Annotated in this window: 26 protein-coding genes; 17 read left to right on the forward strand and 9 right to left on the reverse strand. The window is 42.2% G+C overall.

Translation table 11 applies throughout. From position 1 onward, the window contains the following. Positions 1-73 precede the first annotated feature (73 nt). The 4 genes from SE27_RS11555 (at position 74) to SE27_RS11570 (ending at position 5,276) form a co-directional block, all read left to right on the forward strand. Positions 74-1,084 (forward strand): AraC family transcriptional regulator, encoded by a 1,011-nt coding sequence (locus SE27_RS11555; protein ID WP_039623563.1) that lies wholly within the window; start codon positions 74-76, stop codon positions 1,082-1,084. A 162-nt stretch (positions 1,085-1,246) separates the two neighbouring features. After that, positions 1,247-2,452: an acetyl-CoA C-acetyltransferase gene (locus SE27_RS11560; RefSeq protein ID WP_039623565.1), complete on the forward strand. Its 1,206-nt coding sequence runs from the start codon at positions 1,247-1,249 to the stop codon at positions 2,450-2,452. A gap of 52 nt (positions 2,453-2,504) precedes the next feature. Next, entirely contained in the window at positions 2,505-4,640 is a 2,136-nt protein-coding gene (locus SE27_RS11565; RefSeq protein ID WP_039623567.1) for a 3-hydroxyacyl-CoA dehydrogenase NAD-binding domain-containing protein, read from the forward strand. A 297-nt stretch (positions 4,641-4,937) separates the two neighbouring features. Then, positions 4,938-5,276, forward strand: a complete 339-nt coding sequence (locus SE27_RS11570) for a hypothetical protein (protein ID WP_039624001.1) — start codon at positions 4,938-4,940, stop codon at positions 5,274-5,276. 88 nt (positions 5,277-5,364) lie between these two features. Here the strand turns inward: SE27_RS11570 and SE27_RS11575 are convergent, their stop codons facing one another. Further along, complete coding sequence (locus tag SE27_RS11575) at positions 5,365-5,787, reverse strand: GNAT family N-acetyltransferase (protein WP_039623569.1); 423 nt, start codon at positions 5,785-5,787, stop codon at positions 5,365-5,367. 56 nt (positions 5,788-5,843) lie between these two features. Beyond that, complete coding sequence (locus SE27_RS11580; protein ID WP_039623572.1) at positions 5,844-7,067, reverse strand: class I SAM-dependent methyltransferase; 1,224 nt, start codon at positions 7,065-7,067, stop codon at positions 5,844-5,846. Between the two features lie 101 nt (positions 7,068-7,168). Here SE27_RS11580 and trhA point away from each other — a divergent pair, with 101 nt between their 5' ends. Both trhA and SE27_RS11590 read left to right on the forward strand, forming a co-directional pair. Further along, the gene (gene trhA, locus SE27_RS11585) at positions 7,169-7,810 is read left to right on the forward strand and encodes a PAQR family membrane homeostasis protein TrhA (protein ID WP_039623574.1); all 642 of its coding nucleotides are present in this window, start codon (positions 7,169-7,171) and stop codon (positions 7,808-7,810) included. A 133-nt stretch (positions 7,811-7,943) separates the two neighbouring features. Continuing rightward, on the forward strand, positions 7,944-9,254 hold the full coding sequence (locus SE27_RS11590) for an MFS transporter (protein ID WP_039623576.1): 1,311 nt from the start codon (positions 7,944-7,946) through the stop codon (positions 9,252-9,254). A 65-nt stretch (positions 9,255-9,319) separates the two neighbouring features. Here the strand turns inward: SE27_RS11590 and SE27_RS11595 are convergent, their stop codons facing one another. Both SE27_RS11595 and SE27_RS11600 read right to left on the reverse strand, forming a co-directional pair. Beyond that, positions 9,320-9,664: a hypothetical protein gene (locus SE27_RS11595; RefSeq protein ID WP_039623578.1), complete on the reverse strand. Its 345-nt coding sequence runs from the start codon at positions 9,662-9,664 to the stop codon at positions 9,320-9,322. Positions 9,665-9,790: 126 nt separating this feature from the next. After that, positions 9,791-10,801 (reverse strand): metallophosphoesterase, encoded by a 1,011-nt coding sequence (locus SE27_RS11600; RefSeq protein ID WP_039623579.1) that lies wholly within the window; start codon positions 10,799-10,801, stop codon positions 9,791-9,793. A gap of 111 nt (positions 10,802-10,912) precedes the next feature. Between SE27_RS11600 and SE27_RS11605 the strand changes: the two genes are divergently transcribed. Continuing rightward, positions 10,913-12,547, forward strand: coding sequence for a phospholipase D family protein (locus SE27_RS11605; RefSeq protein ID WP_039623580.1), 1,635 nt, complete (start codon positions 10,913-10,915; stop codon positions 12,545-12,547). A gap of 19 nt (positions 12,548-12,566) precedes the next feature. On the opposite strand, the gene SE27_RS11610 is transcribed toward SE27_RS11605, so the two are convergent. Then, positions 12,567-13,376, reverse strand: a complete 810-nt coding sequence (locus SE27_RS11610; protein WP_039623581.1) for a lysophospholipid acyltransferase family protein — start codon at positions 13,374-13,376, stop codon at positions 12,567-12,569. 385 nt (positions 13,377-13,761) lie between these two features. Between SE27_RS11610 and hflX the strand changes: the two genes are divergently transcribed. From hflX to SE27_RS11635, 5 genes are all read left to right on the forward strand, one after another. Continuing rightward, a complete protein-coding gene (gene hflX / locus SE27_RS11615) occupies positions 13,762-15,093 on the forward strand; it encodes a ribosome rescue GTPase HflX (protein WP_039623582.1) in 1,332 nt (443 codons plus the stop codon). Between the two features lie 42 nt (positions 15,094-15,135). Then, positions 15,136-15,507: a hypothetical protein gene (locus tag SE27_RS11620; protein ID WP_039623583.1), complete on the forward strand. Its 372-nt coding sequence runs from the start codon at positions 15,136-15,138 to the stop codon at positions 15,505-15,507. Positions 15,508-15,517: 10 nt separating this feature from the next. After that, positions 15,518-16,192, forward strand: a complete 675-nt coding sequence (locus tag SE27_RS11625; RefSeq protein ID WP_039623584.1) for an LrgB family protein — start codon at positions 15,518-15,520, stop codon at positions 16,190-16,192. A gap of 89 nt (positions 16,193-16,281) precedes the next feature. Then, positions 16,282-16,728, forward strand: coding sequence for a DUF2147 domain-containing protein (locus SE27_RS11630; protein WP_039623585.1), 447 nt, complete (start codon positions 16,282-16,284; stop codon positions 16,726-16,728). A gap of 164 nt (positions 16,729-16,892) precedes the next feature. After that, complete coding sequence (locus SE27_RS11635; RefSeq protein WP_039623586.1) at positions 16,893-17,342, forward strand: DUF2147 domain-containing protein; 450 nt, start codon at positions 16,893-16,895, stop codon at positions 17,340-17,342. A 70-nt stretch (positions 17,343-17,412) separates the two neighbouring features. On the opposite strand, the gene SE27_RS11640 is transcribed toward SE27_RS11635, so the two are convergent. Genes SE27_RS11640 through pdxA form a run of 3 tightly spaced genes read right to left on the reverse strand, consistent with a single transcriptional unit; the run spans position 17,413 to position 20,100 of the window. Next, positions 17,413-18,270, reverse strand: coding sequence for a symmetrical bis(5'-nucleosyl)-tetraphosphatase (locus tag SE27_RS11640; RefSeq protein ID WP_039623587.1), 858 nt, complete (start codon positions 18,268-18,270; stop codon positions 17,413-17,415). Position 18,271: 1 nt separating this feature from the next. Next, positions 18,272-19,084: a 16S rRNA (adenine(1518)-N(6)/adenine(1519)-N(6))-dimethyltransferase RsmA gene (gene rsmA / locus SE27_RS11645; protein ID WP_039623588.1), complete on the reverse strand. Its 813-nt coding sequence runs from the start codon at positions 19,082-19,084 to the stop codon at positions 18,272-18,274. A 47-nt stretch (positions 19,085-19,131) separates the two neighbouring features. Further along, positions 19,132-20,100 carry a 4-hydroxythreonine-4-phosphate dehydrogenase PdxA gene (gene pdxA / locus SE27_RS11650; protein WP_039623589.1) on the reverse strand — a complete coding sequence of 323 codons (969 nt, stop codon included), beginning with the start codon at positions 20,098-20,100 and terminating at the stop codon, positions 19,132-19,134. 446 nt (positions 20,101-20,546) lie between these two features. On the opposite strand from pdxA, the gene rplM reads away from it, so the two are divergent. Both rplM and rpsI read left to right on the forward strand, forming a co-directional pair. Next, on the forward strand, positions 20,547-20,975 hold the full coding sequence (gene rplM, locus SE27_RS11655; RefSeq protein ID WP_039623590.1) for a 50S ribosomal protein L13: 429 nt from the start codon (positions 20,547-20,549) through the stop codon (positions 20,973-20,975). A 12-nt stretch (positions 20,976-20,987) separates the two neighbouring features. After that, complete coding sequence (gene rpsI, locus SE27_RS11660; protein WP_039623591.1) at positions 20,988-21,374, forward strand: 30S ribosomal protein S9; 387 nt, start codon at positions 20,988-20,990, stop codon at positions 21,372-21,374. A gap of 64 nt (positions 21,375-21,438) precedes the next feature. Here rpsI and SE27_RS11665 read toward each other — a convergent pair whose 3' ends face one another. Beyond that, positions 21,439-21,678 carry a hypothetical protein gene (locus SE27_RS11665; protein WP_039623592.1) on the reverse strand — a complete coding sequence of 80 codons (240 nt, stop codon included), beginning with the start codon at positions 21,676-21,678 and terminating at the stop codon, positions 21,439-21,441. A gap of 82 nt (positions 21,679-21,760) precedes the next feature. On the opposite strand from SE27_RS11665, the gene SE27_RS11670 reads away from it, so the two are divergent. From SE27_RS11670 to SE27_RS11680, 3 genes are read left to right on the forward strand one after another with little or no spacing between them, the layout of a single operon-like run. Further along, positions 21,761-22,414 (forward strand): glutathione S-transferase N-terminal domain-containing protein, encoded by a 654-nt coding sequence (locus SE27_RS11670; protein WP_039623593.1) that lies wholly within the window; start codon positions 21,761-21,763, stop codon positions 22,412-22,414. Between the two features lie 11 nt (positions 22,415-22,425). Beyond that, positions 22,426-22,857 carry a ClpXP protease specificity-enhancing factor gene (locus tag SE27_RS11675; RefSeq protein ID WP_039623594.1) on the forward strand — a complete coding sequence of 144 codons (432 nt, stop codon included), beginning with the start codon at positions 22,426-22,428 and terminating at the stop codon, positions 22,855-22,857. Between the two features lie 16 nt (positions 22,858-22,873). Next, entirely contained in the window at positions 22,874-23,539 is a 666-nt protein-coding gene (locus tag SE27_RS11680; RefSeq protein ID WP_039623595.1) for a hypothetical protein, read from the forward strand. Positions 23,540-23,784: the final 245 nt, after the last annotated feature.

A 23,784-nucleotide genomic window follows, 5' to 3' on the forward strand; every position in this document is an offset into this window, starting at 1 on the left:
TTGCCATTCCAATATTTTTTAGCGTCATTTAGGTCAACCACACGTGAATATAAAAGAGACTGAAGGATTTAACATGAGCCGCGATACCATTAGTATCCACTTCGTTAATGCGGCTCTAACAGGCGTTAAACGTCTAGGAATGGATGTAGAAAGCTTATTGTCTCATGTCGGCATAGAAGCGGAATTATTACGCCAACCTAAAGCGCGAATTTCTCCAGAACAGTACACCCGCTTTATTAAAATGTTGTGGATGGTCACGCAAGATGAGCATATCGGCTTTGACAGCCAAGTGCGCCGTTTGGGCACTTTTGCCATTATGTGTCAGTTGATTATTCATGCCAAAACGCTAGGCGATGCCTTAGAACTTTCCTCACAATTTTATAAATTGTTTGGCGATGAATGGTCGGTTACGCTTGAACGCGATAAGCATGAAGCACGCTTGGTGCCTTTAATTCCGACCAAAATGGATCCGGATCATTTCATCACTGAAAGTATGTTGATGATTTGGCATGGATTGGCCTCGTGGTTAATCGACCGTCGTTTACCGCTTGAACGGGTGCATTTTGGTTATGCACGTCCAGCCCATGCCGACGAATACGATGCACTCTTTTTTGCACCAGTGATGCAGTTCGATTCACCACGCACTGAAATCACTTTTGCCGCTGACTATCTAGATTTACCGCTGCGACAGACCGAAGCCGATTTAGAAGAATTCCTCAAAGCAGCACCGGCACAGTTATTGGTGAAATTTAAAAACACCAACTCTTTAACCTCACGTATTCGTGAAGTATTAAAAAGTCAAATTGGTGAAGAAATGCCAACCTTAAATGATGTGGCGTCCATGCTGTATCTCTCCCCACAAACCTTACGTCGTCGCTTAGCTGCGGAAGGTAAAAGCTATCAAGGAGTGAAAGATGCCCTACGCCGTGATGCTGCGATTCATTTGTTGTTAAATCCAAAACTCACCTTAGAAGATGTTGCACAGCAAGTCGGCTTTAGTGAAACCAGTACCTTTCACCGTGCCTTTAAAAAATGGACGGGTGTGACACCGGGACTGTATCGCCAGTTACATGGCTATCATTAATCTTAAGTCGCTCGATATAATTTAAGCCCAGTCAGCATTGACTGGGCTTTTTTATAGGCCAAAAAGATCAGATGACTTGATTCGTTTTCGTCATTGCACTTCAAAAATTAAGTATTACACTCAAAAGCATAACGATCTAAAAATAATCACAAGGAAAGCACTATGAGTGAGGCTTATATTATTGATGCCATTCGCACACCCCGCGGAAAAGGCAAAAACGATGGCGCACTGTATGAAGTAAAACCGATTACCCTACTCAGCACCTTACTCAATGAATTGAAAGATCGTCATCAACTTGATACCAGCCAAGTGGATGATATTGTACTGGGCTGTGTTACTCCCATTGGTGATCAAGGTGCCGATATTGCCAAAACAGCCGCCATTGCCGCAGGTTGGGACAACAATGTGGCCGGTGTACAAATCAATCGCTTTTGCGCATCTGGTTTAGATGCAGTCAATATGGCGGCACAAAAAGTTCGTTCGGGTTGGGAAGATTTGGTTGTGGCCGGTGGCGTAGAATCGATGTCACGCGTGCCGATGGGTTCAGATGGCGGCGCTTGGGCACTAGATCCTGAAACCAATCTGGCCGCCGGATTTGTCCCGCAAGGCATTGGTGCAGATTTAATTGCCAGCATAGATGGCTATAGCCGTGAAGATGTCGATACCTTTGCACAAAATTCGCAGCAAAAAGCCGCAGCGGCACAAGCTGCAGGTTATTTTAATCGCTCGATTGTGCCGATTAAAGACAAAGCCGGTGTCACTATTTTAGCTGAAGATGAATTCATCAAAGCGCACACCACCGTCCAAAGCCTAGCCAAGCTTAATCCAAGTTTTGCCCTGATGGGACAAATGGGTTTTGATGCCCTTGCCCTACAAAAGTATCCGGAAGTTGGTCAAATCAATCACGTGCATCACGCAGGAAATTCATCCGGTATTGTCGATGGCGCAGCACTGGTATTAATTGCCTCGGAAAAAGCAGTACAGCAATACGGACTAAAACCACGGGCTAAAATTTTAGCCACCGCATTGGTGGGTAGCGACCCGACCATTATGCTGACCGGACCTGCACCTGCGGCACGTAAAGCCTTAGCCAAAGCCGGTCTAAGCATCGATGATATTGATCTGTTTGAAGTCAATGAGGCCTTTGCCGCTGTGGTGCTGCGTTTTATTCACGAACTAAAAGTTGATCCGGCCAAAGTCAATGTCAATGGCGGTGCAATTGCCATGGGACATCCACTGGGTGCAACCGGTGCCATGATTTTAGGCACTTTACTGGATGAACTGGAACGACAAAATAAAAAACGTGGCTTGATCACTTTATGCGTGGGTGGCGGCATGGGCATTGCCACCATTATTGAGCGGGTTTAAGACAAAAAATAAGCCGTTTAATGACTCAATAAGATATAGGGAATAAAAGAATATGAGTGCAATTCAATATCAAAAAAATACCGATAATATCGTCCTCTTGACCTTAGATTCACCCAATCAGTCTGCCAACACTATGAATGCAGATTTCCGTGTGGCCTTAGAAGATGTGGTGTCGAAGCTACAAGCCGACGCTGAAATTTCAGGTATTATTTTTTGTTCGGCCAAGCCCACTTTTTTTGCCGGTGGTGATCTGAATGAAATTATTCAAGCTGAAGCGGAACAGGCCACTGCATTTTTCCATATGATTGAACAAATGAAGGCACAGTTGCGTTATATCGAAACGCGTGGCATTCCGGTGGTGGCCGCCCTCAATGGTACAGCACTCGGCGGCGGCTGGGAGTTGGCTTTATGCTGTCATCAGCGTATTGCACTTAACAATCCTAAAGCGCAATTTGGTTTACCTGAAGTGACGTTAGGTTTACTGCCCGGTGGTGGTGGCATTGTGCGTATGGTTCGGCTGTTGGGTTTACAATCTGCCCTGCCTTTATTGATGGAAGGCAAACAATTGTCGGTCGATCAAGCACTGTCCTTAGGCTTAATTCACGACAGCGCCAACACTGAAACTGAACTGATGGATAAAGCCATTGCATGGATTAAAGCTCACCCAATCTCGCAACAAGTGTTTGATGGCAAAGGCTATAAAATACCCGGTGGTACGCCTACTTCACCGGCAGTTGCACAAATGTTGGCCATTGCACCTGCTATGCTGCGCGATAAAACCAAGGGTTGCTACCCTGCCCCTGAAGCTATTTTGGCCGCAGCAGTAGAAGGCGCGCAGGTCGATATCGACACCGCATTAACCATTGAATCACGCTATTTTACCTACTTGGCCACCGGTCAAATTTCCAAAAATATGATTGCTACGTTTTGGCATGGCTTAAATGACATTAAAGCAGGTGCCAGTCGCCCACAAAATATTGCAAAATATAAAACCACGAAAGTGGCAGTTTTAGGTGCCGGTATGATGGGTGCAGGCATTGCTTATGTCACAGCCAGTCGAGGTATTCAGGTAATCTTAAAAGATGTTTCACTTGAAACAGCTGAAAAAGGCAAAGCCTATAGCCAAAAAATATTAGATAAAAAAGTAACCCAAGGCCGCATGACCGCAGAACAACGCGATCAAGTGTTAAGTCTGATCACCGCAACCGCGACTTGCGAGGATTTACAAGGCTGTGATTTGATGATTGAAGCCGTGTTTGAAAACCCAGCACTAAAAGCGCAAGTCACCCAAGAAGTCGAGCCTTATTTACTGCATGACGGTGTGATGGCCTCCAATACCTCCACCTTACCAATTGGTGAGCTTGCGCAAGCATCCAAAAATGAGGCTAATTTTATTGGCCTGCATTTCTTTAGTCCAGTCGATAAAATGCAATTGGTTGAAATTATTAAAGGGCAAAACACCTCGCCAGAAACCTTAGCCAAAGCATTTGATTTTGTGCAACAAATTGGTAAAATCCCGATTGTGGTGAATGACAGTCGCGGCTTTTTCACCAGTCGTGTGTTTGGCAGCTTTGTGCAAGAAGGTTTACGTCTACTGGCCGAAGGCGTGCATCCGGCCAGAATTGAAATGGCCGCGCTTAAAGCAGGTATGCCGGTCGGCCCACTGGCCATTCAAGATGAAGTGTCTTTAACCTTGTCGGAACATGTGGCTGCAGAAACCCGTAAAGCACTACGCGCCGAGGGTAAAGACTTGCCGCATTGTGCCGCAGATGAGGTGATTGACCGCATGATTCATCAATTCCAGCGCCAAGGCAAAGCAGCCGGTGCAGGTTTTTATGATTATCCAGAAAATGCCAAAAAGCATTTATGGGCAGGTTTAAGTCACTGGAATAAAGACACTGATATTTCTGAACAGGAAATGATGGATCGTTTCTTGTTTGTACAGTCTTTAGATACCCTGCGCTGTTTAGAAGAAGGCGTACTGACCTCGGTGGTCGATGCCAATGTCGGCTCTATTTTTGGTATTGGTTTCGCGCCATGGAGCGGTGGTGCAATTCAATATCTGAATCAATATGGCTTAGAAAAAGCTTTAATCCGTGCCAATAGCTTAGAAGCCAAATACGGCGCACGTTTTAAAGCCCCCGAATTACTCAAAGATAAAATACGCTTAGGCGAGCTGATTACATAATCTAGCGTCTGACCACTTATTCCATCTTAAAAAATGCCTTTATTTTGATTGAATAAAGGCATTTTTACATCAAGATAACGCACATCGCATGCGTAGTGCTATAAAGCCAAATAGCGGTACAGATGGCAATCTCGCCATAAAAACCCCAACATTGCTCATTAAAGCTTAAAACCAATCACTGTTTAAATCTGGCATTTAAATACAAGGATTCATGACCGATGCATCGGCTTTTTCTGCGCAATGTGTTATAAAGTAACTCAAACTTTGATTCATTTTTATCCATTTTGGTATGTGCTCATGACTGATCATTCTTCTCCTGAAAAATCACCTTGGGGTTGGAAAGCCCTGATTATTGCCTTTATTTTAAGTGCTTTCTTTCTGGGTTTTTTCTATCTTGCCGTAACCAACGAACCGGATTACATGCCAAGTCAGCAACAAAAAAACACTCAGCAACAGCATGCCTTTAAAAGCGCACCCACCATGTCTCAAGAAGCTTTAAACGAAGCGAAAAAACTTAAAGACGGCAGCAATGTAGAACCAGACATGGGCTCTACAGAACAACATCCAATGACCGCAGAACAACATGCGGCAATGCCTGACGCTGCAAGCTCAGCACAACATGGTAATGGTCATTAATCCTTAAATTTTAGCCATCAGATGAAAGCCAAAAAGCCACTTAAATGTGGCTTTTTGGCTTTCTGCACAGCGTATCAACCGCTCTATATTAGCGCAGTAAAAGTCGCATCGTCCTATGTGGAATACCACAGTCTAAGTATTCCTCGCCTTCTGCTTTAAAGCCTAAACCGGCATAAAATGGCATGGCCTGTACTTGTGAGGATAACTTTAAAAATTCACGTTGTGGCTGGGCATAGTCAATGATGTATTGCATCAACAGTTTACCCACGCCCAAACCGCGTTGTGATTTTAAAACCGCCACTCGCCCGACACTGTTATTTTGCAACAAGCGTGCGGTAGCAATAGCCTTTCCATCTGCATAGACCACGAAATGTAACGAGATGGCATCTTCTGCATCCCATTCATCTACCGCTGCAATATGTTGTTCTTGAATAAATACTTGCTCACGAATTGATTGGGCATCCTGCTGCAATACATCCCAACTGTCTGCACATATTTTAACGTCTGTCATAAACCTTGATCGTCCTCAAACATCAGCAGCCCCGCGACTGCCTGTGTTATTTTAAATTAGCACTTACGCCCAAGATCCTGCTGATCCCACTGCTCATTCAGCAATAACTCAAGCGAATGCTTTTCAATGCCATACATCTGTTTGAGCGCTTGAATTTGTGCCAATACGGCCTGATCGGGCGCAGTATAATCTTGACGCTTGGTGGCCAAGATCATTTTATTTTTACTGGTATGCTCCAAAGCCACGAACTCAAAAACTTTGCTTTCATAACCATAGGCTTTAAGCAATAACGCACGAATAGTATCCGTCAGCATTTCCGCCTGTTGTCCGGCATGAATACCAAATTGTAGCATCGGCTTAAGCACTTCTGGGCTTACTAACTGTGGACGCAATTCTTTGTGGCAACACGGCGCGCACATAATCATTTGCGCGTTTAAGCGAATACCACTGTGAATGGCAAAGTCAGTGGCCACATCGCAGGCATGTAAAGCAATCATCACATCTAAGTGTTCAGGTTGATAAGTGCGTACATCACCTTGGAAAAAATCCAATTGGGTAAACTGCGCTTGCGTGGCCACCTTTTGACAAAACTCGACCATTTTAGGATTCAGCTCGACCCCTGTGATAAAAGGCGTTTGCCCGTGCTTGCTCAGATAGTCATACAAGGCAAACGTCAAATAGCCTTTGCCTGAACCAAAATCGACCACGCGTAAAGCCGATGCAGTGCTGCTGATTTGCGCTAAAGCACCGGAAAAAATTTCCACGAACTTATTAATCTGTTTCCATTTACGCGCCATGCTGGGAATAATCTGCGCTTTATGATCGGTAATACCCAAAGGCTGTAAAAAATAACTGTCTTGATCGACATAGCGATGCTTTGCACGATCATGCGCTTGCTGCGTGAGCGGCGGCGCGGCGGCCGCAGATTTATGTGTAGTGCGTGTCAGCATGGCTTTTTTCTTATTTTTTTTTAGTTGTACCTCAGCCGAGGTGGTAAATAAATTGGCTTGTTTACACTGTGCCAATAAGGATTCAAGCAAAGCAGGCGCTTCATCTAAGGGATAGTTTTTGGTGACATCTTGAGTTTGATAACGATATAAACAACTCAGTACCACTTGCTGCTGCACCGATACCATACGTAAGATAATTTTGTCTAACTGCGCCAATTCACCTTGATACTGACTTAAAATCATTCGATCAAAACTTTGTGTTTCAATCGCTTGCTGGAAAGCTTCTAAAAATTGTTGCTCTTGAATACAAGCAGAAGCCGGCTGAGACATAGCGATAACTCGAATAAATTAGACCTACAGTTTAAAACGTCTTACTTTAAAGGTAAAATTTCATTACTATACGAGTGTATTTTTAATCATTGAGCCTCACCATGACTGCTGCGCACGTCTCCGATTATCCGCACCGTGAAGAACAGATCAATGCCTTAAGTCATGCGCTGGGTGCCATCTTGGCCGTGATCGCCAGTATTTTTATGTTAATCAAAGGTCATTATTTGCCCGTCGGCCAGTTTTTTGGCTTATCAGTTTATGCTTTAAGTTTAATTCTGCTGTTCTCAAGCTCGGCAATTTATCATTTTGCCACTGACTATGAAAAACGCGCTTGGTATAAAAAACTCGATCATACCGCTATTTATTATTTAATTGCCGGCACCTATACCCCGTTTTTATCGATTGCCCTTCCCACCACCAAAGCGCATTACCTGCTGATTGCACTGTGGCTCATTGCAGCAATCGGGACGTTATTTAAATTGGTGTTTATTCATCGTTTTCAAAAAATCTCACTGATGGCTTATTTGTTGATGGGTTGGCTGGCGCTGCTGGTAATGGACGATATGCGCCAATTTCTAAGTACGGAAGCCTTAACTTATCTTATTTTAGGTGGCTTAGCTTATACCGTCGGTGCATTGTTTTATGCCTTAAAAAAGGTAAGATACAGTCATGCGATCTGGCATATCTTTGTATTGTTGGGGGCGGGATTACACTTCTTTGCCATCTATCTTTACGTGATCTAACTGTTTCATTTCACTTCAGTGACCCTGAATGAATTGAGTCCGTTTTTCGTTGTTTTTTTAAGAAATTACGCCTTTTTTAAAAAGATTACCCTTTTAAAACTAATTTTTTATTTTTACGAAGTGTAAGGTTATTATGGCGTCATCAAATTCTCATGCTGCAGTGGCAGCCAAAAATTCAAAATTCCGCGTGCTCAGTGCAAGTTTGGTCGGTACCACAATCGAGTTTTTCGATTTTTATATTTATGCCACCGCCGCGGTACTGATCTTCCCGCATTTGTTTTTTCCCGCCAGCACGGACCCCACCACGGCGACCATTCAATCCTTGGCCACTTTTGCTTTGGCCTTTATTGCCCGTCCTATTGGTGCAGCCATCTTTGGCCACTTAGGTGACCGTATTGGGCGTAAAGCCACTTTGGTTGCCGCGCTAATGACCATGGGTATCTCGACCGTATCGATTGGTCTATTGCCCACCTACGAACACATTGGGATTGCTGCACCATTACTGTTGGCACTGTGCCGTTTAGGGCAAGGACTGGGCTTAGGCGGTGAATGGAGCGGTGCAGTACTGTTGGCTACGGAAAATGCCCCAGAGGGTAAACGCGCGTGGTACGGCATGTTCCCGCAACTGGGCGCGCCTATTGGCTTTATCTTGGCCACAGGATCGTTTTTACTGTTGGGTGCGTTAATGTCAGAAGCGGACTTTATGCAATGGGGCTGGCGTATTCCGTTTATTGCCAGTGCCTTATTGGTGATTGTCGGCTTATGGATTCGGTTACAGCTGCATGAAACACCGGCTTTTCAGAAAGTATTAGACAAACAAAAAGAAGTCAATATTCCCTTTACAGAAGTCATGACCAAGCACTGGCGCACCCTCATTTTAGGCACCATTGCTGCTATTTGTACTTTTGTGGTGTTTTACTTAACCACGGTGTTTGCCTTAAATTGGGGCACCACTCAATTGGGCTATTCACGCGCCGAATTCTTACAGTTACAGTTATTTGCCACGTTATCTTTTGCCACATTTATTCCTATTTCAGCCATTTTGGCAGAAAAATTTGGACGACGTAGCACCTCTGTTGCGGTGTGTATCGCTGCGGCTTTATTTGGTTTGGTTTTTTCTCGTATGCTGGAATCAGGCAGCACGCCAGTGGTGTTCTTATTTTTATGTACTGGTTTGGCCATTATGGGCTTAACCTACGGCCCTATCGGTACAGTGCTGTCAGAGATTTTCCCCATTTCGGTGCGCTATACTGGCTCTGCCTTAACCTTTAACTTAGCCGGTATTTTTGGTGCGTCTTTTGCCCCGCTGATTGCCACGAAGCTTGCCACCAGTTATGGACTGTATGCTGTAGGATATTACTTAACCGCAGCCTCGATTTTATCCATGTTGGCTTTTCTAGCACTGCGTGAAACTAAAAATGACGATGTTAATAATCAAATTTAGTTGTACTCAAATCTAAAAAAACCAGCGTCATGACGCTGGTTTTTTTAATTGATTATTGGTGATTTTTAGATCTGCTCATCCATCAAAATTTGTTGATACAGCTCATTAAACTGTTCGCGGTCTCCACCGGCTTGATAAAAACAATCAATAAGCTGTTTAACTAATACCCGAAATTCAGGCATGGCATATAAATGTTCCATCAAGCTGGGAATCTGCTCTGCTGTTAGACCAAATGCAGCAATGACCTGTACAAAATGCTGATACTCCTGCTCACTTTGCTCTGATGTGCTGGAAAAATTTTGTTTGCGGTGGTGAAGATGCTGCTGTAAGGCGCTGAGTGCCTGTTCTAGCTGCGCGGATTGACTGAGCGATAAGGCAAAAAATTGACCGACTTCTTGTGAAAAAGACATAGGCTCTCCTGTATTTTATTGTAATTGATGCAAATTTCTTATCATAAAAATATGTGATTGTGCTTTAAATATGAGGCTTAAATACTCAGGCAGCATCCATTGAATCGCAATAGGCTGCCTGCAACATTAAATCAATTCAATAATATCAATAGTGGGCGGAACAAAAAAGCGAAACGGTACACCCACCATCCCTGTGCCAACTGTAACAAAGACATCAGCATTTTCATGGTTATACATGCCTTTTTTATGTCCCAAGATCGAGACTTTTTTCATAATATAATTGGTCAACCAAGGCAACTCGACCTGTCCACCGTGCGTATGTCCCGATAGCATTAACGGACGTGTCGGCAATTTCGGCACCATATCGACGGTATCAGGGTTGTGCGATAAAATAATCCACGGTTTATCTTGAGGTAAATCAGGCAAATAACGCATATCGGTTTTGCCGGCCCATAAATCACCCACTCCCAATAAACGAAACTCATCAAATTCAACAATCTGACCTTCAATATCAATCACATTATTGACACTAAGCGCATGTCTTAACAATTGCTGAATGGGCGGCCCGGGATATTGTTCATCGTGATTGCCATTGACTGAATATACAGGCGCTTCTATCTGTTTCAGTGTTTCTAATTCTTGTGCCAATTTATTTTCTGGCTCATAGGTCCAATCCCCCGCCACCATCACCAAATCGGGTTGTTGTTGGTTAATTTTCTTCACAATGGTTTTCAGCTGACGCTCATGTCCAGAAAATAGTCCAATGTGTAAATCGGCAATTAAGGCGATTTTAACCGGACGCTGCATTTTTTGCTCAGGATTTAACGAATACTGTTGATGCTGCACGCGTACAAAATGCGGTTCAATAAAGCGTGCATAAATCAGCACACAACTGAGTAAGAAAATAAAAATGCTTTGCTGGCTAGAATAGTGACTGCTCCAACCAGAATATAAGCTAAAGAAAAATAAAGGAAAAAGTAAATAAGATAAATAAAATGCCAATAAATGAACAAAAGATTTAAACGGATGAATGGTTTCGGTACGTGTTTGACTGTGCCACGCTTGTGCCACTCCCCACAGTGCAATCAAGGCAAAACTGAGGTAAAAATAAAAAATGACGCTGTGCGTGTCCCACATAATAACTTCTCTGGCGATAACGATGAGATGACATCATTCATCTATTCTTGTATTTATCTTTTCACAGCTGGCACTTATACTCAAACCAAATTTTGGTATTGTTTATAATCTATGGCGCAATTTCCCGATCAAATTTCCCCCTTAGCTGCTGCTCAGTTGCGCCGTACTTCGTCTTATACAGCCGCAGTACTGTTGGGCTGTAGCTTGATTTCAGTCCTGCCTGCCTGCTCCACTTTGCCTAAACAATCAGCTCCGGTGGTTGAATACGCTTTTGCAACCGAAACCAAACACAGTTCGCTGGCGCAGATTGTGTTACCGCTCAGAGCGCAATACCCCAATTTAACCGGTTATCACCTTTTATATGACCCACTAGAAGCATTTGCAGCGCGTATCCATCTGATTGATCGAGCTGAAAAGACCTTAGATTTACAGTATTACATTTGGGACAATGACAAAATTGGCTCGCTGGCGCTGCACTCTATTATTCAAGCTGCCGATCGTGGGGTAAAGGTGCGCTTGTTGATTGATGACAACAATGCCAAAAAAATGGAAGGCATTTATCTGGCGCTGGATCAACATGTCAATATTGAAGTTAAACTGTATAACCCGTACCGTTTTCGACATTACCGCGCCATGGATATGGTGCTGGATTTAAAACGTATTAACCGTCGTATGCACAATAAGAGCTTTATTGCCGACAATCAAATTGCCTTGATTGGCGGTCGCAATATGAGTAATCAATATTATAACGTCAGTGAAAACTATCAATTTTCTGATGTGGATGTGATGTTGGTGGGTTCAGCAGCCGATGAAATCGTACATTCTTTCGATGATTATTGGAATGATGACTATGCTTTTGATGTGCAAAAAATTGTCAATCCTAAGCACTACAGCTTGCGTTTTGACAGTCTAAAACAACAACTCGATAGCCACTATCAAATCAGTACCGTACAAAATTATCTGGACTTGGCCAATCGCTCTCACGCTTTTGAAGAGTGGTTAAACCACAGTATTCAGCTGGATTGGGTTAAAGCTGAAATTGTCAGCGACTCTCCGAATAAAATTAGAGCCAAAGCAAAAAAAGAACAGCATTTGAATTTTCAGTTATTAAAACATTTAGAAAAACCCGAACACAGTGTCGATATTATTTCAGCTTATTTTGTACCAGAGAAAAAAGGTGCAAAAATGCTGGGTGAATTGGCGGAAAGAGATATTCGCGTGCGCGTGCTGACCAACTCTTTTTCTGCCAATGATGTCTCTTTGGTGCATGCCTTTTATGGTAAATATCGCAAGGATTTGTTAAAGCATGATGTCGAATTATATGAGTTTTTATCCGCACCAGAAGCGCAAAATTTAAATACTTATACCGAGGAAATTGCTGAAAAAGCCAAAGTCAGTTTAAAAGGTCTAAGTCGCTCTAGCTTACATGCCAAACTGATGACCATTGATGAAAAACAAGTCTTTATTGGCTCGTTTAATTTCGATCCCCGTTCTGCTTATTTAAATACTGAAATTGGGGTGTTGCTGGATAGTCCAAAATTGGCCAATGCCGTGCATCAAACCATGAATCAGAACTTATCTAAATATGCCTATAAATTGCTATTAGATGCCAACCAATCGATTAACTGGAAAATTCAACGCCATGATGGCAGTGTAAAAACCTATCAAAATGAACCCAAGATGAAATGGTGGCAAAGAGCCGGTGTAAAAATCATTTCGTGGTTGCCTATTGAAGGCTTTATGTAAAAAGCCTTACCTTAAAGCACTAAGCACTTCTTTTGAGTACTTTTTGCTGTAGCTGTGCAAGCCGTTGAATCATTTGTTGACGGACTTCATCGGTCAGGCTTTCCATACTATGTCCTTCTACCGCAATAGCGGGTAAAAGCAATAAATGTGCAGTCACTTTTGGCATGGCCAATACTTTTTTAACGTGCTCAATCAGGCTCATCTCACCAAAGTAAGGAGCCACCATATCCAGCTCACCGGCTTGGTTAACATAGCAAATCAAGCAAATTTGTACTGGACGCTGCGCCTCAATGGCCGCACCAAGAATACGACCGTAAATTTTTTTAATTCGAGAACCATCAGAGGTGGTCGCTTCGGGGAAAAATAATACCGGAATATCTTGCTTTAAAAAATCGGTGATTTGTTCACGAATTCTGACTGAATCACCCGAACCGCGTTTAATAAATAAGGTGCCACCACCTTTGGCCAATTTACCCAATAATGGCCATTTTTCAATTTCGGCTTTGGCCAAAAAGAAAACCCGTGCGCCTGAACCCAACACCGCAATATCTAACCACGAAATATGATTGCTGACCCACAGCGCCGGCTGCTTGGCAATCTCACCATGCACTTCAACCTCTAAGTTAAAGACTTTACACAATTGACGGCAAAAATATTGCACATAACGCGTGTTACAGGGATTATTCGGCTCTTTATATAAGCCATAACGAAAGACCAAATAAAATCCTTGTGCAATGACCGCCAAAACAGCCAATGACTTTTTACTGTATAAGAAAAATTTAGACAGACTATGGAGTGAAGAAAGTTCAGTTACAGAAGATTGGCTCATAGATGGGTCACTGGTTAGCAAACACGGCGTTGAAGCATTGATGTGCTGTCATTCTATACTGTTCATTTTGATCTTGCATTGACGATACAATACAGAGCGCGTGATTTTGACAGCAATATTTCTGTGTATTGATGGTTTTTTTTAAGCCAAAACATAAATCCTACCCAATGCTCTCATTGATTAATAAAGCTTTACCCTTAACCTGAATCTAAAATAAAATCAGCAGTTTACCTAAAATTAAAAAACAATTTACCTTAATTAATTGTTGAATTATCCTCCAATTCAATGTTTTGTTACGATGCATCGGCAAGTTTTTGCTATTTTTTACTATCTTGGCGAATTTTCTACTAAAATAAAGTTTTCCGTGTAGTAGAGATAGCAATTAGTGGAATATTTTGAGCGACATCAAGGTGGTGAACGGGCGATATTGGTTAGCGTGTCGGTACAAATGTTAGATGACCTTGATGCCGAAGAATTTCGTTTATTGGCGGACTCAGCCGGTGCGGAAATTCTGCAACACATCACTGCTCAACGTATTAAACCGGATCCAAAACTTTTTATTGGCTCAGGTAAAGCAGAAGAAATTGCTGAACTGGTTAAAGCAGAAGAAGTCGATTTGGTGGTTTTTGATCATTCGCTCTCTCCTGCCCAAGAACGAAATTTAGAAAGAATATTTCAATGCCGCGTAGTAGATCGCACCGGCTTAATCTTAGATATTTTCGCACAACGTGCACGCACCCATGAAGGTAAGTTACAGGTCGAACTGGCACAGTTAAAGCATTTATCTTCACGTCTGGTACGCGGTTGGACGCATCTTGAACGACAAAAAGGTGGTATTGGCTTACGTGGACCGGGTGAATCACAACTCGAAACTGACCGTCGTTTATTGCGTATTCGTATGGGGCAGTTGCAAGATCAATTGGAAAAGGTTCGCCAAACTCGCTTACAAGGCCGCGCAGCACGACAAAAAGCCTCCGTGCCCACCATTTCCTTGGTGGGTTATACCAACGCGGGAAAATCAAGCTTGTTTAATATTTTAGCCAATAGTGACGTCTATGCGGCAGATCAACTCTTTGCCACCTTAGACCCGACTTTACGACGCTTAAATTGGGATGGCATTGGCGCGTTGGTGCTGGCTGATACTGTTGGTTTTGTACGCAATTTACCGCACGCATTGGTGGAATCTTTTAAAGCGACCCTTGAGGAAACCTTAGAAGCCAACTTATTGCTGCATGTCATCGATTCAAGTAGTCCAGATATGCTGGAACAAATTGAAGCGGTTGAAGCGGTATTAAAAGAAATTGGCGCCAATGTGCCGGTGCTTCGGGTGTATAACAAAATTGATATCAGTATGGAGGAGGCCAAAATTGTGTATGCTGCGCCGCACCTCCCCGATCGCGTCTATGTTTCTGCACACTCTAAACAAGGCTTAAATTTCTTACGTCAAGCGGTACAGGAATGCTTGATGGGGCAATTACAAAGTTTTGAGTTGGTGTTAAAACCAGAATATGGAAAATTACGCACGCAATTGTATGCGCTGAATGTGATTCAAACTGAACACTATGACGATGCAGGCAATCTAAATTTGCATATTATTATTGCGCCAAATAAGCTGGAACAACTGATCAAACAAGCCCATTTACCGATTGATGAAATTTTAGGATCAAAAGCCTCACAGTTTAAAAGACCGCTTGAGGAATTTGAAATCAAAAGCTAAATCAGGTAAAACAGATGGGTAGAATTTTAAAGTTTGGTAAAAATGCACCGAATCAAAAGCATCGACTGGCCAGCATGGCTAGGTACACTGGCATTAATCATCTGCTTCCGTGAGGGAGCAGTGTGGTTAATGACACAATTTCATTATCCTGAACTGGGCAACTTAGTCGGTTTAATTGGGCTATTGCTGCTGCTATTGCTGTGGCGAAATCTACACAAACTTCCTGCGCGTTTGGTTGATACCAATAATAAAATAATGAAAGAAAGTGCTTTTGCCTTTTTGCCGATTAGTGCCGGCTCGTTGGTCATGTTGGTACATATGGGAAAAGAAATCCCTGTTTTTCTAATCGTCATGTGCCTTAGCACGCTTATTCCATTATGGGTATATGCAAAAATGGCCAAGCGTTGGTTATAAGGGAAATAATATGTTAGCGGTACTCTATGGTTTCACCTTAACCTTAATTGCTTATTTACTGGCGAAACCAATCAATAAAAAGCTGCCTCAACTGCCGATTATTGTCATTGGGATGTTTTTAATTATTGGTTTACTCGCCGTTTTGGGTATTCCTTATGAAAGCTATATGACGCAGGTCAATCCGGTTTTTACGCATTTGTTGGGTTATGTCACTGTGGCTTTGGCCATTCCGTTGGCAGCTATGCGTTATGATGATTTACCACTTAAAGTGATGGGTGGCATTTTAGTCTTTGCCAGTATCAGCGCGGTGGCGCTCCCCATGGGATTGGCCTATTTATTACATATGTCAGATGCCAGCATTATGGCCTTTGCCACACGGGCTGTGACCACACCCATTGCCATTAATATTGCAGCACTCTTACATGCACCGGTCACTTTGGTGATTCTTATTGTCATTTTGTCTGGTGTTATTGGCGCGGCATTCTCGCCATTTATCTTACGCCACATTAATGATGAAAGAGCCTCGGGCTTAGCACTGGGCCTCGCTGCACATGCAATTGGCACTGCACAAGCATGGCAACGCGGTAGTGTCGCTGGACGTTATGCGGCTTTTGGTATGGCCGTAAATGCAGTTTTTACAGCCATTTGGCTGCCAACTTTTATACTCTATTTGCAAAAGATGTGACTAAATATTCATAAACAAATGGTTGTTTAGTATAAAAAATAAACATAAGATGGATGAGAATGATAAAAGTCTCGAAAAGGATATTTCGAATGGTAAAGGTTAAATTTATAGTCGCATTAGTTTTGTCTTCACTCACCAGTCTTACATTTGCAAACAATATTACAGGGATGTGGAGAAATATTGATGATAAAACCGGTTCATCCAAAGCAATTCTAGAAATTCGTCAAGAAAACAACGGCACTTATACTGCAAAAATTGTCAAGATCACTCCACGTCCAGGGTATACCCCAAAAGAGATTTGTGTAAACTGCCCACCACCCTACACCAATAAACCGATTCTCGGGCTAGATGTGCTCACCGGATTAAAACATGAGAGTGAAAATAACTTTGTGGATGCCAAAGTACTTGACCCTTTAAGTGGAAAAATTTATAGCGGCAAAGCCAAGTTAAGCACCAATGGTAAGCGTCTAACTTTAAGGGGTTATGTGGGAATTTCAGTTCTTGGGCGCAGTCAAACTTGGATTAAAGAAGAATAAAGATATTCAAATCTCAGCCTTATGACTTTTTTGCTCTGAAATTATCGAGATTGGGTCATATTATTCTACCTTTTTTCTGTGCCACAATAGATTGACTAATTCCTAAACGCTCATAATATGTTCTTAAGGATTAAAAATCACTCTTCACACTCGAAGGAACTGATATGAAAAAGCAAATTTTTCTTGTCACATTGGCTGGCTTAGTTTTAAGTGGAAATCTTTTTGCGCAAGACCTTTCTGGAACTTGGCAGCAAATTGATGACAAAACCGGTTCTCCGAAAGCCATTATTGAGATTCGTAAAGAAGCCAATGACACCTTTACAGGAAAGATTGTTAAGGTGACGCCTCGTCCAGGTTATTCTCCACGCGAAACATGTAACAACTGTCCTGCGCCATACACCAATCAGCCAATTTTGGGTATGGATTTGATTAAAGGCTTAAAACATGTGCCGGGTACCAATAACTACGAGAAAGGTCGAATTATTGATCCTTTGGTTGGGAAAGTGTACGACACCAAAATCAAACTGAATTCAACCGGTAAACGCCTAACATTGAGAGCCTATATGGGTGTTTCAAGCTTAGGACGTAGTCAAACTTGGTTACGCTTAGACTAAATTAAGCTTTGATCCAAAATAAAAAAGCCACCATAAAGTGGCTTTTTTATTGAATCCTATGCTAAAGATGTCACTTAAATGACATGACAGGATTATCGACCTTAAACATCACTTGATCTTCTAAACGATACGCCAGTAATTGATGCCCCCAAACACAGCCACCATCGACATTTTGAATTTTTGCATTAATGGTTTTACCCTGCAATGCCGCCCAATGACCAAAAATCAATTGGTGCGTCTGAGTTGCTTTGGATTCAAACTCAAACCATGGCTTAAAGCCTTCCGGCATCGGCTCATCCAAAGAATCCTTAAAACTAAACTCCATTTTTCCTGTTGCATCGGTTAAACGCATACGGGTTAAATAATTGGTGATACAGCGCAAACGCGCATTGTCTTGTAAATCATCTGACCACAGGTCTGGCTGTTGACCATACATGTCCGCCAAAAAACTGTCCATCACGCTAAAGTCGTCATGACCAAGAACCGCTTCAACTTCTTTTGCCAACTCCGCCGCTTCAGCTGCTGACCAAATAGTGGGAATACCGGCATGGGTCAATACAATCTGCGGATGAGGAAATAAACATAATGGTCGTTTACGCAACCAATCTATTAAATCATCACTATCAATCGCATCAATAATATCTGCGGTACGGTCTTTATCTTTGAGTTCTTTTAACCCGCGTGCACAGGCCAAAAGCGTCAAGTCATGATTCCCCAATACGGTGGCAGCCACCCCATGATCAACCAACTTCTTCACGAAACGTAGCGCACCCAGCGAATTTTCACCGCGTGCCACCAAATCGCCAGCAAACCAAATAAAGTCTTGATCTGCATCAAATTGAATTTTTTTCAGTAATGCTTTCAGCGCTTCAAAACAGCCTTGTACATCACCAATCACATAGTTGTATCGAATATCACGACTTACCATTTTAGTTCACCACTTGATCCGATAAAGCTACAAATTGCGCCATGCTCAGCGTTTCTGGGCGTGCCATTGGATCAATACCCACTTTCTCAAACGCATCTTCAGCCAACATTCCTTTTAAGCTATTACGCAAAGTTTTACGACGCTGCGTAAAGACATGAGAAACCAAACGTGCCAAGGCTTTTTCATTGTTGGCAATAATTGGTTTAACTGCATACGGCTCTAAACGAAATACCGCTGAAGTCACTTTAGGCGGTGGATTAAATGAACCCGGTGGCACTTCAAATAAGAACGTAGGCTTACAGTAATACTGAATCATCACCGATAAACGGCCATATTCTTTGCTGTTTGGAGATGCCGTAATACGGTCAACCACTTCTTTTTGCAGCATAAAATGCATATCTTTTACTTTCGCACCAAACTGTATCAGGTGAAAAAGTAATGGGGTTGAAATATTATAGGGCAGATTACCCACTACACGTAATGGACGCTCGTCTTGAAATAATTCGGTATAGTCATATTTCAAAGCATCGGCTTCGATAATCGTTAAGCGCTCAGGATACGGAACGCGGCCCGGTAGGCCAGCAGCCAAATCACGATCCAGCTCGATCACGGTTAATGCATCACACTCGCCAATTAAAGGTGAGGTTAACGCTGCAAGTCCGGGGCCAATTTCAACGATATTTTCACCCGGACGCGGATTGACCGAGCGCACAATTTTAGCAATCACACGTTGATCATGTAAAAAGTTCTGGCCAAATCGTTTACGAGCCTGATGCCCTTCTTCTTTGGGATTGAGGGCATTAATTTGATACATAAAACCATTCCAATGTGACGTAATAAGTGAGATATCTGACTAAAAAATCAGTGACGGGCTAAATCTAAGGCTAAATCAACAGCGACTTGTAAACTTGAACTTTTCGCAAGTCCGGTACCGGCAAGGGAGAGTGCTGTGCCATGATCGACAGAAGTACGAATAAACGGCAAGCCTAAAGTAATGTTGATCGCTTCACCAAATCCTTGCGATTTTAACACAGGTAAACCTTGATCGTGATACATGGCCAAAACCGCATCGGCATCTTTTAAGTGATCGGGAGTAAATAATGTGTCTGCAGGTAAGCTTAAACTTAACCGAAGCCCTTGTGCACGGTAACGCTCTAGCACCGGATTAATCACCTCAATTTCTTCTCGTCCCAAATAACCATCTTCACCGGCATGCGGATTTAGACCACAGACCAAGATATGTGGCTGCGCAATTTTAAATTTGGTTTTTAAATCATGTAATAAAATATCGATCACTTGATGCAGACGCTGCGCAGTAATGGCATCGGGTACATCACGCAGTGCCAAATGGGTGGTGACCAAAGCCACACGTAGCGTTTTGGTGGCCAACATCATCACCACACGCTCGACACCCGCAAACTCTTGATAATATTCGGTGTGACCACTAAAAGGAATGCCGGCATCATTAATTATGGCTTTGTGTACAGGAGCCGTCGCGACACCTACACTTTTAGCCCGCATCGCATAATCAGCAGAACGACGCAATTGTTCGAGTACGTAGGCTGAATTTTGCGCATTCAACTCACCCAAAACAACCTCAGCATTTAATGGCACATGTTCTACATACAACTGGCCTTGAAGTGAAGACTCCACCTGTCCTTGATATTCAATCAGCGTAATGTTTTGATTAAGAATTTCAACACGCTTTTTTAACATCTCCATATCGGCCAACACCACAATGGGACGCTCATCAATACGAGCAGCCAAACTTAAGCAAATATCAGGACCAATACCCGCAGGTTCACCACTCGTCACATATAAAGGAAGCATAATCCACTCTTCAACATCGCAGTACCGCTATTATACACCGACTTTAATTGTTCATTTTCAATTCAACCGAAACTGTACATCAAGTATCGCTCAGCTCTGGATCATCTCAATCCATTACAGCCACTATTCAAAATAAAATAAAGCTTCCATCAGCAGAAATGCCATAGAAAACCGTGCCAAGAATTTTGATCATTTAGGCCATTAAAGTAGCTTTTGCAGTGAAATTCGAGGTTTATTTTTTCCCAGCGTCTGGTTTTGCACAATCACGCAGTTAAAGCCGTGATAAGCGGCTAAAAAGCTTTTCATTTGTGTTTAAATCGCATAAAATGCAGCACTTGAAATTTTATAGTTTCATTTGTGCTTCTTTACGTATTCGTTTAGAATCGCGTCTCCTTTTGTTTGGACAGATTCCATAGTCCAAACCAACTATAATAGGTAGTGGTTTAATGAAAACTCTCAGCGCTAAGCCAGCTGAAGTTCAACATGACTGGTATGTTGTTGATGCTTCTGGCAAAACTTTAGGTCGTCTTGCGACTGAAATCGCTCGTCGTTTACGCGGTAAGCATAAAACTTCTTATACTCCGCACGTTGACACTGGCGATTACATCGTTATTATCAATGCTGAACAAATTACTGTAACTGGTAAAAAAGCTCAGGATAAGAAATATTATCGCCATACTGGTTTCCCTGGTGGTATCCGTGAGACTAACTTCGAGAAGTTAATTGCTCACAAACCTGAATCAGTTTTAGAAAAAGCTGTAAAAGGTATGTTACCAAAAGGCCCTCTTGGTTATGCAATGATCAAAAAAATGAAAGTGTACGCTGGTTCTGAGCATCCTCATACTGCTCAACAGCCACAAGTTTTGGACATCTAAGGGATAACGCACATGGCTACTAACTATGGTACAGGTCGCCGTAAGACCGCAACTGCACGTGTTTTCCTATCAGCTGGTACAGGCAAACTCGTAATTAACAATCATAGCATTGAGCAATATTTCGGTCGTGAAACTGCTCGTATGATCGTTCGTCAACCTTTAGAGCTTTTAGAAGCTACTGAAAAATTTGACCTTTACATCACTGTTGCTGGTGGTGGTATTAGTGGTCAAGCCGGCGCTATTCGTCACGGTATTACCCGTGCGTTAATCGCTGCTGACGAATCTGTTAAACCTGCTCTTCGTCAAGCTGGTTTCGTAACTCGTGATGCTCGTGAAGTTGAACGTAAGAAACTTGGTTTACGTAAAGCACGTAAACGTCCTCAGTTCTCTAAACGTTAATTCGTTTACCGAATCGGACAAAAAGCCTTGGTTTATCCAAGGCTTTTTTATTGCTAATTTTTAATTACAGCTTAATTATTATTCGATAAATAAAAATACTGATACTGACCAACAAACAGATAGCACCCGATATTCCCGTCAGCAAAAAATAACGATGGTATGTCTTTAAGAGCGGATCATTTTCATCGACCTCAAAACACGCATCCCCATAGGCCATTCCTTTTAAAATCCAAACACCCATGGCCACCCAAAATAGCGTCCCACACCCCAAACTCAGCATTTGCCACAGCCTTAAATCGACCATTTCTGTAATTCCTCAAACTGCTTCGTGATTTTAGTTCTGATCTTTAGTATCCTAGTCTATTCATTTTGCTTTGTTTGGGATTATGTCAGTCGAAACCGCACCTGTTCAAGGAATTACCCTGTATAGCCATGCAGATGATTTTCGTTCACATTGGATTCGCTATGTCCTTGCTGAAAAGCAAATTAAATATCATCTGATTATTGTCGATGAAGATGATGAGGATCTGGCCAGCCTAAATCCATACAATCAAGTTCCCATGTTGATTGAAAATGAACTTAAACTATTCAATACGGCCATCATTTCTGAATATATCGACGACCGTTATCGTCAAAATAAACTGTATGCAGATGCGCCCATGCCACGTTCAGAGCAGCGTCAATATATTTGGCGTTTTGAACAAGATTGGCTCAAACTGGCCGACACCATGCTCAAACATCCAGACAGCTTAAATAAAAAAGACAAAGCCGCAGCACAAAAACAATTGAGTGACATCTTAATTTCACTCACTCCCCTATTCCAACATTTTCCGTATTTTATGTCAGAAAATTTTACAATTTTAGATTGCATGTTAGCGCCAATTTTTTTACGGTTAAACATTATGGGAATTGAGCTACCTAAAAAACATTGCCGTCCTATTTTGTTATATTGCCAACGTATATTTTCTCGTCCTGCTTTTGTTAAATCCATGACCATGCAGGAAAAAAACAGATATCGTGAAACTTTACTAGATCAATAGAGTACTTTTCAATGTCCGAACAGGAACTAAATCTTACTGCGACCCGCCCATATCTTGCCCGCGCAATCTATGAATGGATCTGTGATAACAATCTTACGCCACACTTATTGGTCGATGCCACTCAACCCAATACTATGGTTCCAGAACAGTTTATTCAAGATGGACAAATCGTTCTAAATATTGCACCACACGCTGTGCACCAGTTTAATATGGGCAATGACACCATTACCTTCTCGGCGCGCTTTGGCGGCGTTTCACGCGATATCTATGTGCCTTTAAATGCTATAGTCGGTATCTATGCACGCGAGAATGGTCAAGGCTTATTTTTTGATCCTAGTGAATATGCAGATATAAAAACACCTGAAGATACTTTAAAATCAGCTGAAACTTCAGCAAAAACTGAACCCACGAAGAAAAAACCGAGCCTGCGGTTATTAGATTAAAAATATGGAGTAGTTGATGGCTTTTGATTTAGTACAATATTTTGTTGAGCAAATTAACACTCAGAAGCCTGAGCTTCTTCAATCCTATCCACCAGAACAACGTAAAGAGCACGTATTAGAAATTAATGCGCTGGTATTGGGTAAGTTAATTACCCTGTGGCGCTCGCACGAAAGTAAAGTATATCAAGAGATATGCTCACCTGATGAGTTGTTTATCCAAGAAATTTCTCGGCATTTAACCACTTCTGCAAAAAATCAATCGACATTGCCTAAAGCTGAATTAGAGCACAGCATCACAGAGGTTTTGCAGCTGCAATTAGCAGAACTTAAGCAACTAAATGATACCGGCAATCTTAAGCTAAATGGGCTAGGTGAATTGCTATTGGGACAAATTGAGCATCTTTCAGGTCAAACAGCAGATTGGGTCTGGTCGACCAATGGATTATCCGAATTGATTGGCTCTAAGCCTATTCTGCAAGCAGAGCTATCACTAGATTCCACCATGAAGGAGTTCAACCAAATGGTTATTCAACAACAAAGCCATACGGAAGTAAATTTACATCCTGTGCAGGAAACCAGCCAAACTATTGCGACCCCAAGATGGGCCGAAATTTTGCAGCCTTTTATCGCTGTTATTATTCTTTGGGTGTTATATTCGGCCCTGATTCAAATATTCAATTAAAGATAGAGTTAAAATAAAAAATCGCCCAAGTGGCGATTTTTTTAAGTCAAATATTTAAGCTGTCATTCCCCCATTCATATATACGTTTATTCTTTATCCTCATTAAATATAAAGTCTTAATAATATGAATCTGTATAAACCTGTGCGATGACTTTAACTTTATTTATTTTCCCCATAAAAAAACACCCCCACTCATTGAGTGGGGGTGTTTTCGGGAATAATGAGCTGGCGATGACTTACTCTCA

Source organism: Acinetobacter harbinensis (assembly GCF_000816495.1).
GTDB lineage: Bacteria > Pseudomonadota > Gammaproteobacteria > Pseudomonadales > Moraxellaceae > Acinetobacter > Acinetobacter harbinensis.

What these genes read in the sequence shown, in the direction of transcription:
- SE27_RS11555 (WP_039623563.1), top strand. Translation starts at nt 74, where the DNA reads ATGAGCCGCGATACCATTAGTATCCACTTCGTTAATGCGGCTCTAACA.
- SE27_RS11560 (WP_039623565.1), top strand. Translation starts at nt 1,247, where the DNA reads ATGAGTGAGGCTTATATTATTGATGCCATTCGCACACCCCGCGGAAAA.
- SE27_RS11565 (WP_039623567.1), top strand. Translation starts at nt 2,505, where the DNA reads ATGAGTGCAATTCAATATCAAAAAAATACCGATAATATCGTCCTCTTG.
- SE27_RS11570 (WP_039624001.1), top strand. Translation starts at nt 4,938, where the DNA reads ATGACTGATCATTCTTCTCCTGAAAAATCACCTTGGGGTTGGAAAGCC.
- SE27_RS11575 (WP_039623569.1), bottom strand. Translation starts at nt 5,787, where the DNA reads ATGACAGACGTTAAAATATGTGCAGACAGTTGGGATGTATTGCAGCAG.
- SE27_RS11580 (WP_039623572.1), bottom strand. Translation starts at nt 7,067, where the DNA reads ATGTCTCAGCCGGCTTCTGCTTGTATTCAAGAGCAACAATTTTTAGAA.
- trhA (WP_039623574.1), top strand. Translation starts at nt 7,169, where the DNA reads ATGACTGCTGCGCACGTCTCCGATTATCCGCACCGTGAAGAACAGATC.
- SE27_RS11590 (WP_039623576.1), top strand. Translation starts at nt 7,944, where the DNA reads ATGGCGTCATCAAATTCTCATGCTGCAGTGGCAGCCAAAAATTCAAAA.
- SE27_RS11595 (WP_039623578.1), bottom strand. Translation starts at nt 9,664, where the DNA reads ATGTCTTTTTCACAAGAAGTCGGTCAATTTTTTGCCTTATCGCTCAGT.
- SE27_RS11600 (WP_039623579.1), bottom strand. Translation starts at nt 10,801, where the DNA reads ATGTGGGACACGCACAGCGTCATTTTTTATTTTTACCTCAGTTTTGCC.
- SE27_RS11605 (WP_039623580.1), top strand. Translation starts at nt 10,913, where the DNA reads ATGGCGCAATTTCCCGATCAAATTTCCCCCTTAGCTGCTGCTCAGTTG.
- SE27_RS11610 (WP_039623581.1), bottom strand. Translation starts at nt 13,376, where the DNA reads ATGAGCCAATCTTCTGTAACTGAACTTTCTTCACTCCATAGTCTGTCT.
- SE27_RS11620 (WP_039623583.1), top strand. Translation starts at nt 15,136, where the DNA reads ATGCACCGAATCAAAAGCATCGACTGGCCAGCATGGCTAGGTACACTG.
- SE27_RS11625 (WP_039623584.1), top strand. Translation starts at nt 15,518, where the DNA reads ATGTTAGCGGTACTCTATGGTTTCACCTTAACCTTAATTGCTTATTTA.
- SE27_RS11630 (WP_039623585.1), top strand. Translation starts at nt 16,282, where the DNA reads ATGGTAAAGGTTAAATTTATAGTCGCATTAGTTTTGTCTTCACTCACC.
- SE27_RS11635 (WP_039623586.1), top strand. Translation starts at nt 16,893, where the DNA reads ATGAAAAAGCAAATTTTTCTTGTCACATTGGCTGGCTTAGTTTTAAGT.
- SE27_RS11640 (WP_039623587.1), bottom strand. Translation starts at nt 18,270, where the DNA reads ATGGTAAGTCGTGATATTCGATACAACTATGTGATTGGTGATGTACAA.
- rsmA (WP_039623588.1), bottom strand. Translation starts at nt 19,084, where the DNA reads ATGTATCAAATTAATGCCCTCAATCCCAAAGAAGAAGGGCATCAGGCT.
- pdxA (WP_039623589.1), bottom strand. Translation starts at nt 20,100, where the DNA reads ATGCTTCCTTTATATGTGACGAGTGGTGAACCTGCGGGTATTGGTCCT.
- rplM (WP_039623590.1), top strand. Translation starts at nt 20,547, where the DNA reads ATGAAAACTCTCAGCGCTAAGCCAGCTGAAGTTCAACATGACTGGTAT.
- rpsI (WP_039623591.1), top strand. Translation starts at nt 20,988, where the DNA reads ATGGCTACTAACTATGGTACAGGTCGCCGTAAGACCGCAACTGCACGT.
- SE27_RS11665 (WP_039623592.1), bottom strand. Translation starts at nt 21,678, where the DNA reads ATGGTCGATTTAAGGCTGTGGCAAATGCTGAGTTTGGGGTGTGGGACG.
- SE27_RS11670 (WP_039623593.1), top strand. Translation starts at nt 21,761, where the DNA reads ATGTCAGTCGAAACCGCACCTGTTCAAGGAATTACCCTGTATAGCCAT.
- SE27_RS11675 (WP_039623594.1), top strand. Translation starts at nt 22,426, where the DNA reads ATGTCCGAACAGGAACTAAATCTTACTGCGACCCGCCCATATCTTGCC.
- SE27_RS11680 (WP_039623595.1), top strand. Translation starts at nt 22,874, where the DNA reads ATGGCTTTTGATTTAGTACAATATTTTGTTGAGCAAATTAACACTCAG.